Here is a 14,781-nt window from a genome sequence, read left to right on the forward strand (position 1 = left end):
ACAATGGCTTCAGTCATTCTCCAACGAATAAAGGAGCCTGTCATGTCCGCCTCGCCAAGCATCTCACGCCACCAACACCGGCGAACCGTCCTCACAAGATTCGGCCTGTTACTATGGTTCAGCAACGCGATCCTGCTACCGGTGCTTGCCGTCATTTTCGCGCTGCTTCACCCCCTGGAATCGCACGCCCAGCCGGCAGCCTTCGTCACGCCGAACGAGATGGGCGCCGGCAGCCTTCTCCTGCAGACGACACAGGAGGGCAGATATATCGAGGCCCCACGCCTTGCGACCGATGTCGACATCGACGTCAACGGCCCGACGGCACGAGCGGTTCTCACCCAAGCCTTCGAGAACTCGACCGACAAATGGGTCGAAGCTCTCTATGTTTTCCCTCTGCCGGAAGACAGCGCCGTCTATTCCCTGAAGATGATCGTCGGCAACCGGGTCATTGTCGCCGACATCAAGGAGAAGCAGGCCGCGCGCGCCATCTACGAGCAAGCTCGCAAACAGGGGAAGAGAGCCACTCTGGTGGAGCAGCAGCGACCGAATGTCTTCACCAATGCGGTCGCCAATATAGGCCCGCATGAAAAGATCGTCGTGCAGATCGAATATCAGCAGGCGGTACGCCTGGCGGATGGCCGCTTTTCCCTGCGAGTTCCGTTGGTCGTCGCACCGCGCTACAGCCCGCAGGGTGCATCGCCGATCACGCAGCAAGCCGACCTGAAGGCCGGCTGGGGACGAACCCAGGACCGCAAGTCTCGGAAGGCCGGCGACAAGCCCGTCTCCGCCCCCCTGATGGCGCCGGGCAGTGATCGCACCAACCCTGTAACGCTGAAGGTCAATCTCAATGCCGGCTTTCCGCTCGACGATATCAAAAGTCTTTATCACACGGTCAAGATTGACAGGTTGAACGACAGCGCACGGCGGATCGTTCTGGACGGTGACGCGACGGCCGACCGCGACTTTGTGTTCGAATGGAACGCAGTCGCCAGCAATGTGCCAAGCGTCGGCCTGTTCCGCGAGCATGTCGGCAAGGATGACTACGTGCTTGCCTATGTGACGCCGCCGGCAGTGGCGACGCCGCAAAAGGCCGATCGCGAAATCGTCTTCGTCATCGACAATTCCGGCTCCATGGGCGGCACGTCGATCCAACAGGCAAGGGCGAGTCTCGATTATGCTCTTTCCCGGCTCGAGCCGAGCGATCGCTTCAATGTTATTCGCTTCGACAACACCATGACCAAATTCTTCCCGGATTCGGTCTTGGCAACGGCTGACAATATCGCCTCGGCCCGCCGCTTCGTCACCGGCCTGGAGGCTGCCGGTGGAACGGAAATGCTGCCGCCGCTCAACGCAGCGCTCGACGACAGCCATCAGGCCAATGGACTGCGTCAGGTCGTTTTCCTCACCGACGGCGAAGTCAACAATGAGCAGCAGCTTCTCGATGCAATCGCAAGGTCACGCGGACGCTCGCGCATCTTCATGGTCGGTATCGGTTCGGCGCCAAACACCTATCTGATGAGCCGTGCCGCCGAGCTCGGCCGCGGCAGCTTCACCCATATCGGTTCGGTTGCCGAAGTGAACGAACGCATGCGCACCCTCTTCGACAAGCTGGAAAATCCAGCCGTCACCGATGTCGCGGCTGTCTTTTCGGAAAAGAACGTCAGCCTGTCGCCCAACCTCCTGCCCGACCTCTATCATGGCGAACCGCTGGTCCTGGCTGCCCGCATGGGCAAAGCCGCCGGCACCCTGACCGTCAGCGGAATGATCGGCGACCGGCCGTGGACGATCTCGCTGCCGCTCGATCAGGCAAGCAATGCCAGAGGCATCTCCAAGATCTGGGCACGCCGGCAGATCGACGATGCCGAGGTCAATCACACCCTGGGCAAGATCACGCAGACGGAAGCGGACAAGCGCATTCTTCAACTGGCGCTCGATCACCATCTGGTCACGCGCCTGACCAGTCTTGTCGCCGTCGATGCCAAGCGCCCGCGCCCTGCAAACGCGCCGCTGACTGAAGCTGACATTCCCCTGCAGCTGCCCGCCGGCTGGGATTACAAGACGCTCCTTGGCGTCGGCGCCACTCGCGACCCAAAGGTAGACGGCAAGCGGCATCAGACGGGCGATAGGTCTCAAGGTGTCGACGGCGACGCGGAGATGCAGGTCGAGCCAATCTCCGCACCGCCTGCGCCGAACCTTCCCCTGCCGCAGACTGCAACACCTGGGCAGCTCTTCATTCTTCAGGGATTGCTTGCTCTCTTGCTCGGGGCATCGCTTCTGGCCTGCGCATCGCGGAGTAGCAAGCCATGATCGCCGCCGATCGCATCCAAACCACGGGGAGCGCGCCGGCGCGCTCCCTTCTCATCGCCGCCGCCGGCATTTTGATTGCGATCGGTCTATTCGTCGCCGCACAGGGAGGATGGATTTATGCCAAAGCGGCCGTTGCGCAGGTTCTATTGGAGCGAGCCTTCGCACAAAGCATGACGACTGGTTTGCCGGTCAAGCCCTGGAGCTGGGCCGATACCTGGCCGGTGGCGCGCATCGAGGTTCCGCGCCTTGGCGTTTCCGCCGTAGCGCTCAAGGGCGCAAGCGGCCAGGCGCTCGCCTTCGGTCCGGGACATCTCGACAATACACCACAGGCGGGCGAGGAAGGTACGGCAGTCTATGCCGCGCACCGCGATACGCACTTCGCTTTCCTCAAAGATATCAAGGAAAACGACCAGATCCGCATCACGCGCCGCGATGGCCGATCCGTTATGTTCCGCGTAACACACATGGCCGTAGCGCGCTGGGACGAGGCCGAGATCGATCCGAACGCGCGCGGCGTTCACCTCGTTCTGGCGACGTGCTTTCCCTTCGATGCCGTGACATCGGGTCCGCTTCGCTATCTGGTCTACGCCGATCTCGACGAAAGCGTCGCGCTGTGACAAAGCGCGAGCCAATTACCTGCCGCCGATGAGAACGGTTTGAAGGTGGTTCGGAATGTCCAAGTTAGCGTTGCATCAATTCCGTCTCATGGCGCCGGTTGCACGACACAGGCCGCGCCATCGCCGAGGCAGACGACGGTACCGTCGAAGCGCGGATCAACGATATAAGGGCTGCCATCATTGCCTGTCCCATCGCCGGCGAAGGTCGGGACGCCGTCTTGCCCCTGGACCGGCGGCAGCGGCGGCGTATCGGGGGCGAAGCTGCGCGGCGTGTTGATGCTTGCCAGCTCCGTCGTCGGGCTTGTGGCGGTCACCGTCAGTACGCCGCCGATGAAGCTGAGATCGTAGTTGGCCGAGGCTGTCAGCGTTCCTTGGCTGATGGCATAGCTGCCCGGTCCGGAAACTCGGTCGGCCGCGGTCGCCAGCTGACCGAAGAGGCGGTCGCCATTGACGAGGCCGGCAGCGCCGATCGTGTAGGTGAAGAGCGGATTGGCGACGCCGCTGAACCGGCTGGCGTTGTTGGCGGTCACCGTGATGGCGCGCGGCGTCACCGTCAGATTGCTGCCGGTGTAGCCGATGGCGTAGTTGGCATTGCCGAGCGTACCGAGACCGATCGCATAGGTGCCGATGCCGGAGCCGGTCGCAGCCGAGCTTGCAAGACTGCCCGTCAGCGTGTCGCCATTGATGAGGCCCGAGACGGTGTAGCCGAAGACCGGATTGGCATCACCATAGATGCGGCTTGCATTGCTCGCGGCGACGGTGAGCGCGCGCGGGGTGATCAGAAGATTGCCATCAACGAAGGTCAGGTCATAATTGCCGGAGGCGGCAAGCGAGCCCTGGGTGATCGCATGGTTGCCGACATTGGAGGTGGCGGTGGCCGCCGTGGTCAGGCCGCCGGCAAGGCTGTCATTGTTGACGAGACCTGCGCCGCCGATCGTGTAGCTCAGCGCCGGATTGGCATCGCCATAGGCACGGCTGGCATTGTTGGCCGCAACCGTGATCGCCCGCTTGCTGATCGTCAGGTCCGCAGCGGTGAAGCTCAGATCGTAATTGCCGGAGGCGGCAAGCGTCCCCTGCGAAATGGCATAGATACCGACATCGGAGGCAGCCGTCGCCAAGGTCGTCAGGCCGCCGGTGAGGCTGTCATTGTTGACGAGACCTGCGCCACCGATCGTGTAGCTCAGCGCCGGATTGGCATCGCCATAGGCACGGTTCTGATTGTTGGCCGCAACCGTGATCGCCCGCTTGTTGATCGTCAGGTCCGCAACGGTGAAGCTCAGATCGTAGTTGCCGGAGGCGGCAAGCGTCCTCTGCGAGATAGCATAGACGCCGATACCGGAAGCAGCCGTCGCCACGGTCGCCAGGCTGCCGGTGAGGCTGTCATTGTTGACGAGACCTGCGCCACCGATCGTATAGCTCAGCGCCGGATTGGCATCGCCATAGGCACGGCTTTGATTGTTGGCCGCAACCGTGATTGCCCGCTTGTTGATTGTCAGGTCTGCACCGGTGAAGGTGATGGCGTAGTTTGTGTTCGCCAGCGATCCTTGCGTGATGGCATAGGCACCGACATTCGAATATAGCGCCGCCGCGGTCGACAGCGAGCCGGAGAGCACGTCATTGTTGACCAGGCCCGCACCGCCAACCGTGTAGGTCAACGTTGGATTGGCGTCACCATAGGCTTTCGACAGCGCATCCGCCGTCACCGTCAGTGCCCGCGGGTTCACGGTGAGGTTCGCCCCGGTATAGGTGATGGCGTAGTTTGCGTTCGCGAGCGAGCCCTGCGCGATCGCATAGGCACCGACATTCGAATACTGCCCCGCTGTCGTCGACAGCGAACCGGAGAGCATGTCGTTGTTGACCAGGCCCGCACCGCCAACCGTGTAGGTCAACGTCGGATTGGCGTCACCATAGGCTTTCGACAGTGCATCCGCCGTCACCGTCAACGCTCGCGGAGTGATTGTCAGGTCGGCGCCATGATAAGTGATCGCGTAATTGGCATTGCCGAGGCTGCCGAGAGTGATGCCGTAGCCACCCACATTCGAATACTGTCCCGCCGAGGTCGAGAGCGAGCCGGAGAGCGTATCGTTGTTGACGAGGCCCGAGCTTGCGTAGGTCAGCGTCGGGTTGGTATCGCCATAGGCCTTCGACCGGGCATCCGCAGTCACCGTCAGCGCCCGCGGGTTGATGGTCAGGTCGGCGCCGTTATAGGTGATCGCGTAATTGGCATTGCCGAGGCTGCCGAGAGTGATGCCGTAGCTGCCCACATTCGAATACTGCCCCGCCGCGGTCGAGAGCGAGCCCGAGAGTGTGTCGCTATTGACGAGGCTACCGCTGGTAATGTTGTAAGTCAGCGCGGGATTGGTGTCGCCATAGGCTTTCGACAGTGCATCCGCCGTCACCGTCAAGGCTCGCGGGTTCACGGTGAGGTCCGCCGCGACATAGGTCAGGGCGTAGTTGCCGGACGCTGCGAGCGTCCCCTGGCTGATCGTGTAGGCACCGACATTGGAATACTGCGCCGCCGAGGTCGAGAGCGAGCCGGTGAGCATGTCATTGTTGACAAGACCTGCGCCCCCGACGGTGTAGGTCAACGTCGGATTGGCATCGCCATAGGTTTTCGAGCGTGCATCCGCCGTCACCGTCAGCGCTCGCGGATTCACAGTGAGATTGTCCCCGACATAGGTCAGGGCATAGTTACTGGAAGCCGCGAGCGTCCCCTGGCTGATCGCATAGCTACCGACATTGGAATATTGGCCTGCTGTGGTCACCTGCGAGCCGGAGAGCGCGTCGTTGTTGACAAGGCCCGCACCCCCGACCGTGTACGTCAAAGCCGGATTGGCGTCGCCATAAGCCTTCGACTGCGCGTCCGCCGTTACCGTGATCGGCCGCGCCGTGACGGTTTCCGTCCCAGGGAGATAGACGAAGCTGTATGTTCTGCCGCCGGCGCTCGTCACAGCCGTGTTGCTGACAGTCGCGCCGTAGTTGCCGACACCCGAGGTGCCGTCGGCGCTGGAGACGACCGTGGCGGGAGTGGTGACAAAATCGCCAGGCTTCACGCCGTAATAAGTCGAGATCTGCGTCCCGCCGGCGTCGCCGTAGACGCGGCTGGAGGTGGCCTTGACTGCGATCACGTCCGAGGCGCCATAAAGCCTGGCATAGGAACCTGAGCCGGCCGGCGCCCAGACGGAAGCCAAGTCCCAGCCCAGGGCGGTAGCGCGGGCGTTGAAGGCGGTACTGTCCGGCGGCGCGCCCCCATCGCTGTCGATAGAAATTGAGGCCGTGATCGTGCCGCTAGGGGCGTTAATTGCAACGAGATTGCCAAGGTTGGCGTTCCAGTAGGTGCTTAACGCAGCGCCGGTGGCATAGGTTTGGTTGATTGCGCCGCCATTGAAGGCGACGAGACCGCCGACGTAATAGCCGCTGCCCGAGGCGCTGCCGGTGGCATAGGCCTGGCTGATTGTACCACCATTGATGGCGGCGAGGCCGCCGACGTAGAAGCTGCCCGAAACGCTGCCGGCGGAATAGCTCTGACTGATAATGCCGTCATTGATGCCGACGAGCCCGCCCGCGCGGTCGCCAGCCGTAACGCTGCCGGCCGCAGAGACATAGGCCTGACTGATCGTACCTGCGTTGCCACCGACAAGACCACCCGCAGTGTAGCCGGAGACGCTGGCCTCAGCCCAGGCTTGGCTGATTGCGCCTTGGTTGATGCCGACGAGCCCGCCGGCACCATGGTCCTCGTCGTTGCTCCAAACGCTGCCGGTGGCGGAGGCCCGGCTGATCGTGCCATCGTTCCGGCCGGCGAGCGTGCCGACGTAACCGAAGCCCGAAACGCTCGCACCGACCAGACTAAGATTGGTGACGCTGCCGGTCGAGCCGATATAACCGAACAGGCCAACAAAATCAGTGCTTGGTCGATTGATGGTCAATCCGGTGATCGTATGGCCGGCGCCGTCGAGACTGCCGGTGAAGGTGGTGCCGTAGGTGCCGATAGGCACCCAGCCGCTGGTGGAGAAGATGTCGGCGGCGTTGGCACCGGATGTTGCGCTGGCATCGATATTACCCGCGAGCTTGTAGCCGCCGGCGAGGTTCGCGCCAGCCAGCACGAGTTGGTGCAGGTTGGAGATGCTGATGATACCGTTTAGATCCGCAGTGGCCGCTTCCGACCGCAGGATCGGCCGAAGGTCGCTGGACTGGTACCAGACATTGGCAAAATCCCACCCGAAATAGCTCGACGCACTGCGCGCCTGTGTCGTGGTCAGGCCGGTGACGCCGGCAGTGCTGGGGGTGTAGCTGACACCGTAGGGCTGTCCGGTCGTGCCCATATCGAAATACGAGGCCGTGATCGTGCCGCCGATGGTGGAGCCGACGAGGCCGCCGACGTAATGGTCACCCGAAACACTGCCAGAGGCCCAGGTCTCGCTGATCGTGCCGGCGTTATAGCCGACCAGGCCGCCCGCAGAGTTGCCGGCGACGCTGCCGGCAGCATAGGCTTGGCTGATCGTGCTGAAAGAGGAATTGGCGCCGACGAAATTGCTGCCCGAGACGCTGGTTGTGGCATAGGCCTGCCTGATCGTCCCGTCGTTCTGGCCGACGAGCCCGCCGACAATGTGGCCGTTGGCGACGACGCTACCCGAGGCATAGGCTTGGCTGATTGTGCCTAGATTATCGCCGGCGAGGCTGCCAACATAGTTGGATCCCGTGACACTGGCACCGAGCAAACCAAGATTGGTAACGCTGCCGCCTTGGCCGATCATGCCGAACAGGCCGACATAGTCAGTGCTTGGATTGTTAATGGTCAGCCCGGAGATAGTGTGCCCCGCGCTGTCGAAGCTGCCGGTGAAGGCGGCGCTGCCGTTGCCGATGGGCACCCAGCCGCTTGTGGAGAAAATGCCCGCGGTGTTGGCGCCGGATGTGGCGCTGGCGTCGATATCGCCCGCGAGCTTGTAGCGGCCAGCGAGGTTCGCACCCGCGAGCACAAGCTGGTGGAGGTTGGAGATGGTGGCGCCGCCGTCTGCATCCGGCGCTGCCGCTTCCCAGCGACCGATCGGGCGCAGATCGCCGGACTGGTACCAGTCGGTGGAAAAATTCCAGCTCGAGTAGCTCGACGCGCTGCGCGCCTGCGCTGTGGTCAGGCCGGTGACGCCGGCGGAGCCAGAGTTCGTGCCGACGCCGGATGACTGGCCGCTCGTGCCGGTATCGAAATAGGAAGCCGTAATCGTGCCCAAATTCCGCCCGGCAAAACCGCCGACGGACAAGCCACTGCCCGAGACGGCACCTGTTGCACAGGCTTGGCTGATGTCACCATAGCTATCTCCGGTGAGGCCGCCGACGAAATTGCTGCCCGAAATGCTGCCGGTAGCATAGGCTTGGCTGATCGCACCATTGTTATAACCAGTGAGACCACCAACGAAACTGCTGCTCGAAACGTTACCGGTGGCATAGGCTTGGGTAATCGTGCCGTCATTGTAGCCCACGAGCCCGCCGAAATACACGCCGTTACCCGAGACGCGGCTAGTGGTATAGGCTTGGCTGATCTCACCCTTGTTCAGGCCAGTAAGCCCGCCAGCGTACCAGCCGGAGCTCGAGATGGTGCCGGTGGCGTAGGTCTGGCTGATCGCGCCGTAGTTCTGGCCTGCGAGCGCACCGATATAGGTTCGCGCCGAGACGCTTGCGTCGACCAGGCCGAGACCGGTGACGCTGCCATTTGAGCCGATGTAACCGAACAGGCCGGCAGCGTTCATGTTCGGCCGGTTGATGGCCAGGCCGGTGATCGTGTGACTACGGCCGTCGAAGGCGGCGTTGTAGCCATTATGGTCGTTGAGGATCGTCCAAGAGGCATCCACGCCGATGGGACTGAAACCGCTTCCTCCGTTCCAGGTCGCAGTGCCGGAGGCGTCAATGTCCCGCGTCAGCGCCCAGCTGGCGTTGAGATAAGACGACAATGAACCAATGCCTTGCAGCCCGTAAACGTCCTGCAACAGGTAGGGCGAGGTACTGCTGCCATCACCGCCGGTGACGCGCAGGAACGAGCCGCCTCCGATCATAAAGCTCGCCGTCGCGAAATTGGGTAGTACTGCAGCGTTCTGCACCCAGTTGCCCGAGGTCAGGTTGAACCGGGCGACCGAGACCGCCGCGGGCGCCGAGATCGTACCGCCGGAGGCGAGCGTCAAGCCGCCGGCTGCAGCACCGATCGCAGCATTGATGTTGATATTGTTGGCCGCCGACAGCGTTAGCGTAGCGCTCGAGTTCCACGCGATAGGAGCCGTGACCGTGATATTGCCGTCTTGTGCGCCAGACGAACCCGTCGTCACCGTGACATTGGCCGTCTGCAGCGCATTGGTGAGCGTGTTGACATTGATGACGCTGTCATTGCCGCTGGCTGTGAAGCCGGAGGAGTTGCTGTCCGTCGCCGTCGAGATCGTCACATTGTAGGGATCAAGCAGCAGATTGCCGACGGAACCATGCGCCGCCGTCAGATCGGTCAGACCGGCATAGGAGAGAAGCGCCTTGCCCGAGACCTCCACTTCGCCGCCATTGCCGGAGAGCGCCCCGCCCCTGGCCGTGATCGTGCCGGCAAAGCCCGTCAGATCATCCGACCACAGCACGACATTGCCGCCATGGCCGGTGGTGATCGCATCGGCACGGATGACCGTATCGGCATCGACCGTCAGCGTCTCCGCATGCTGCAGCGTGCCCTTACCCTGACGCTCGCCACCGACATTGACCGTGCCGCCGCCGGTCTTGCCAGAGGCATTGATCTTCGCACCGGCCAGCGTGATCTTGCGGCCCGTCACCTGCACCTTGCCGCCCGAGCCGTGCCTGCTGCTCGCATCGATCTTGCCGGTAACAGCAACCTCGCCATCGCCGCCAGACAGCACGATATCGCCGCTTCGCCCCGACACACCCCTCGCCTCGATCGTCCCCGACATGTTGACCGCCTGCCGCGCCATGTCCTTGGCCGCTGCCGCCGTCAGCTGCACCGTGCCGCCCCTCGCCGAGATCTTGCCGCTGTTCTCGACCAGCGCCCCACTGCCGCCCGCCTTGGTCGGTACTGCCACCTGCAGAAAACCGTCGCCGGACAGATCGAGCGTTGCCTGTTCGCCGGATCCGAGGGCCGCTTTGCCCATCGGTACGGTGATGACACCGCTATTGGCGACCGTGCCGCCGATCAGCGCCATGTAGCCGCCGCGGTTGATGGTGATCGCACCGGCATTCGTCACCGGCGCCGAGGCGCCATTGCCGGTGAAGCTTCGCTTGCCGGCCATGAAGTCGTCGTCGGAGATGCCGAGCGTCGAGGCGACGAAGGCCCCGGCCTTGATCGTCCCGGTCTTGGTAATGGCAATGCCGTTCGGATTGATCAGGTAGACCTGGCCATTGGCGTTGATCTGACCGGCGATGGTCGAGCTTGTCTCACCGGTGACGCGATTGAGGATGGCGGCATTGGCATCGGGCTGGACGAAGGTGACGCGGTTGCCCTTGCCGACATCGAAGCTCTGCCAGTTGACGACGACGCTGCCGCTCGTCTGGTTGATCGTCAGTGCCCCTGCCGACGGTGTCCCGATGGTCGCACTGCCGGCCGCCACCTGCCCGCCCGTCGGCAGCGACTGCGCCAGCACCGCCGTCGAATGCACCAGCGCCGTCGAGGCCAGAAGCCCGGCCTGGAACAGACCGCTCCTGAAGCCACGCGCGGATTTCGAGAACACTCGTGCAGACATAAATTCCCCCGGCCCGAAATTGCAGAGTTCGGGTTCACGGCGATCAGAAGCCGCTTGCCATTCTCGTGATTCCGTATTTGTTGTCGTCCATGCGCTTTTTGGCAGCACCAGCCGGGAGACGTCCTGATTGGCCGTGGCGGAAGCCCTGAAATTTTGCTGAAATTCCGCTGAAACCCACGAATATTCATGGTTTTTGGCTGACTTACGTGATTAGTGGCACTGTGCCGGAATATGGAACTATCGCAGGAGAGAGGGGGATCGGTGCTCCAATTTGCCGGCTTTGAACTCGATGAGAAGCGCTCCGAATTGCGCAGGCTCGATGGTGAAACTATCAAGCTGAGGCCGAAGTCTTTCGATTTGCTGCGCCTGTTTGCGACCAGACCCGGCAGGGTCCTCAGCAAGCACGAATTGATGACGGCGATCTGGCCGGACGTTCACGTCGGCGAGGACAATCTGTTTCAGTGCATTCGGGAAATTCGCGCAGCACTAGGCGACGAGAAGCGCGAATTGATACGCGCGATCGCGGGGCGTGGCTACCTGTTTGAGGCCGAGGTGTCGGGTTCGACCGACGCCAACCCACAGCAAGCAGTCCTCTCGAAAATCGGATCTCAAACCGAAAGCGAGCTGACGGTAGGTTGGCGCAGCAGCAAGGTGCGGCGCCGCGCCGTACTGATCGCTATGGCAGCGGTCGGCGTGACGGCTTTGACAATTCCAGCAATGATGCTTCCCAATATTTTCGCAGCTTCGCCACCAAATGTGGCAATATTGCCCATGGCAATGGCGAGCAGCGATCCGGCGGTCGCTCGAATGGCGGCCGGCGTCATTAGTGACCTGACAGACGGGTTGGCAAAAATCGAGACCATCCGCGTGGTGGTTCCGCCTGGCGCGGCCATAAAGAAAGCCGATCTTGTCTTAAACAGCGAATTGGAAAAGACCGAAACGACATGGAGCCTGCGCGCCCATATGATCGAACCGGCAACCGGCGCGGTCAAGTGGTCGACATCCCTATCGGTTAACCTGACAGACATTGATCCTCAGCTCCAGCGAACGCGCCTGACCGCCGCTATCGGCGACGCTCTCGCCCAGCGGATCAACGCGCTTCTGACGTCAGGCAATGGTTCAGTGGATGGCGGGCCGACGGGCACCGCCAAAGCCACTATCGAACAGGCAACCGCCTCGATCAATCACACGACGTTGGAGCGCTTTCGCACCGCTGAGGCGATGCTGGAAAAGGCTCTTGCGGACGACGCCGACAATGTCGATCTGCGAGTTGCGCTTGCGGCCTTCAAATTACGCGGGATTCAGTTGTCGTGGTTTCCCGACACGGAGCGCCAGGCGGTCGTCAATGGTGTCGGCGTAATCATGGAGCGCGCATTGCACACGCATCCCAACTACATCCCGGTGCTCGCAACACATTGCCGGTATCTGTCGGCGACGAACCGGTTCGCCGAGAGCCTGGTGGCATGCGGAAAGGCGCTCGCTCTAGACCCCTGGGACGGCAGCGCGCTCTACCTCACCGGCCTCGCACAGATCTTTTTGGGGCGCTTCGATGATGCGCTTGCGACGTTCAAGCAAGCGGACCGTTTCGATACGCCCCAAGTCGCGCGCTGGACATGGGGGATCGGAGCGGGCTGGGCTTGCATGCTTATGGGCCGCGCCGACGAAGCGCTGCCCTGGCTGGAGCGATCGATCAAGATCACGCCGGCCAGCGGGCGCATCTATTTTCTGATGGCGGCAGCCTATCAGCAACTGGGCCGAATAGCCGAAGCAAAGGTCGCCGTTGCAAAAGGGATGGAGCTTAGACCAGGTTCGACAGCGCTAAATGCACCGCCGCCCAGCAACAACACAAGCCCTGTTTTTCTCAAGGCCCAGGAGCGCATTATGAGACTCATAGTTGAGGCCGGGTTGCCCGAGAAGTGATGATCCAGCGGCAAAGGTGAAGCGTCGAGTTTTGGCAAAGATTGAGTATCGCGCTTACCGCCAGACATGGCCGAGAACGCGAGTGGCCAGGTGCAAAATTGCTCGCTCTGAGGAGATATGCCGGTTGGTTTGAGGCGGGCCGAAGGCTGCGTCTCGGCATGAATCCACAGCGATATAGCCACATGCCGGCAACACCATGAACTGTGGCGAACGAAGCTATAAAATCAATCGTAATGCACCGAACAAAGACGGTACCATTGGAATGGAACCCGCCCATTCAGCCCCTAGCGACTGAAGGAATGCCCTATGGAAAGCGAGCAGATAAGCCCTGTCACCTGAGGTTACTCAGGTGACAGGGCGGGCCGCCGACACGAGCGATGCTAGTGTCAGCAACCGGGGGCGAAATGGCAATAACCCAAATCAAACGCTTAGAACATTGGACCTTAGTCTGATCACACGCCTGATACGAAACTTCCTCGAAAAATAATCCAATTCATCAAGCGCAATGTCGGTAGAAATTGATTCAACACCATCACAACCAGCCTGCATGGGATGATCGTCTCCGAGCACGACGGTCTTGAGTGGCTGTACCAGTATGGTGACCTGGATCTCGGCGAACACGATTACGGCGTTTTCCTGTAGGGCATTCGCACCGTCGTCATGGGGCGTGGCACGTATGATTTCATCGCGAAGGCGCCGTCGCCTTGGGCTACGCCGACCAATGCGTCATCGTGGTCACCTCCCGACCGATCGATGATCCAAAGGCACCTCTCATTGTTCGTAGCGATGTCGATACTCTCATCGCGGAGCTGCGTGCACTCAATGACGGTGACGTCTGGATGCCTGCTGGCGGACAACTGCAGATGGCTTTCATGGAGCGTGGCGCTCTGGATGAGATCGAAATCTATGTAATGCCGGAACTACTCGGCGGTGGCCTTCCGCTCTTTCCGCTCACCGGTTTTCGTGCAAGTCCTAAGCTCGTAAGCGCCAAAGCGCTCGACAAGAGCTGCGTCCGGCTGCATTACCGAATGGAGCCTAAGAATGCCGCTGAGGTTAGTTTTGCTGGTAGCGTCGAGTAGTATACTCGTGATCCGCAGCACGGCGAAAACGCAAACTGAGCTGTCAATCAGCTCGTCCTCAAGCCCTTCGCTACCAAGCTTACAATAGCCTATGTCGGCTCTGCCGCAGCCGTAGCGCGGCCACGCAGCCTGCGGCGCGTACCGGACGGGCTTTCGGAAAAGCTTGCCCTGTAGCTGCGGGAAAATGCCGAGGCGGAATTGAAGCCGGTCGCGGCGGCTATATCGGCAAAAGAATCTTTGGTTTCGATGACCTTGCGTCGTGCGGCATTCAGTCGGAGTGCCAGATAGTGCACATGCGGTGGCGCGCCGATGCTATCTTGAAAGAGCGCCTGCAGGTGGCGGGCGCTGACGCCGACGCGCCGCGCCAGGCGCGCCAAAAGCAATGGCTGTTCGATATGGTCTTCCATCAAGCGGATGGCCTGAGCGACGCGGGGATCGCGCATGCGCAGACCGGCGGTCGACGGTGAGAGTTCCACCGCATTTTGGCCGGATGCCGGCTCGTAGATGAACAAACGGCTGACCTCGAGCGCCAGCGAATAGCCCTGCCGCCGGCGGATGATTTCCAGCATGAGATCGACCGTCGGCAACGAACCGGCCGTGGTAATGCGCTTGCCGTCGATCACGAAACGGTCCTTGACGGCCCTCACCTGCGGATAGGCAAGCGCGAAATCGTCGAAATCCTCCCAGTGCACAGCGGCCGAAACATTGTCGAGCAGGCTCGCTTCGGCAAGCAGCCAGGTGCCGGACTCGATGCCGGCAACCATCGAACGGTGGCGTGCGGTTTGCGACAGTTGCATTTTCAACGCCTGCGTCGCGCTGCGCTGCCAATTGTAGCTGGCGAGCACGAAGAGCGGCGCCGTATCCGAAGTCGACCGGAAACCGGACGATGCGGGCACAGGGATCTGGCTGGTCGTTTCCGCCGGCGAACCATCCGGCGTGAAGAGCCGCCAGCGATAAAGCTCCGCCCCGGAAATACGGTTGGCCCCGCGCAATGGCTCGATGACCGAAGCGATCAAAATCAGGTTCGTCTCCGGGAGGATCAGAAGGTCGATGTCGAGCGTCTCATTGGCTGATGTCAGCATTCAGCATTCCTTTGATCGTTCCGAAACTGTATCGAATACTTCTGATAATGCAAAGCAAGAA

General features: G+C 61.6%; 5 protein-coding genes and 1 pseudogene. 4 read left to right on the forward strand and 2 right to left on the reverse strand.

All coding sequences use genetic code 11. From position 1 onward, the window contains the following. Positions 1 to 42: 42 nt before the first annotated feature. Positions 43 to 2,307 carry a marine proteobacterial sortase target protein gene (locus GA0061102_RS09195; RefSeq protein ID WP_092846137.1) on the forward strand — a complete coding sequence of 755 codons (2,265 nt, stop codon included), beginning with the start codon at positions 43 to 45 and terminating at the stop codon, positions 2,305 to 2,307. Further along, entirely contained in the window at positions 2,304 to 2,924 is a 621-nt protein-coding gene (locus GA0061102_RS09200; RefSeq protein ID WP_092846139.1) for a class GN sortase, read from the forward strand. The genes GA0061102_RS09195 and GA0061102_RS09200 overlap by 4 nt, the downstream gene beginning before the upstream one ends. Before the next feature lie 86 nt (positions 2,925 to 3,010). Here GA0061102_RS09200 and GA0061102_RS09205 read toward each other — a convergent pair whose 3' ends face one another. Beyond that, a complete protein-coding gene (locus tag GA0061102_RS09205; RefSeq protein WP_092846141.1) occupies positions 3,011 to 10,639 on the reverse strand; it encodes a beta strand repeat-containing protein in 7,629 nt (2,542 codons plus the stop codon). A gap of 261 nt (positions 10,640 to 10,900) precedes the next feature. On the opposite strand from GA0061102_RS09205, the gene GA0061102_RS09210 reads away from it, so the two are divergent. Beyond that, on the forward strand, positions 10,901 to 12,559 hold the full coding sequence (locus tag GA0061102_RS09210; RefSeq protein WP_092846143.1) for a winged helix-turn-helix domain-containing tetratricopeptide repeat protein: 1,659 nt from the start codon (positions 10,901 to 10,903) through the stop codon (positions 12,557 to 12,559). Positions 12,560 to 13,111: 552 nt separating this feature from the next. After that, positions 13,112 to 13,638: pseudogene (locus GA0061102_RS09215) on the forward strand (dihydrofolate reductase family protein). 89 nt (positions 13,639 to 13,727) lie between these two features. Here GA0061102_RS09215 and GA0061102_RS09220 read toward each other — a convergent pair. Further along, entirely contained in the window at positions 13,728 to 14,720 is a 993-nt protein-coding gene (locus tag GA0061102_RS09220; RefSeq protein ID WP_092846145.1) for a GlxA family transcriptional regulator, read from the reverse strand. Between the last annotated feature and the right edge of the window lie 61 nt (positions 14,721 to 14,781).

Origin of the sequence: Martinezella miluonensis (genome assembly GCF_900094545.1) — a bacterium.
GTDB classification, from domain to species: Bacteria; Pseudomonadota; Alphaproteobacteria; order Rhizobiales; family Rhizobiaceae; genus Rhizobium; species Rhizobium miluonense.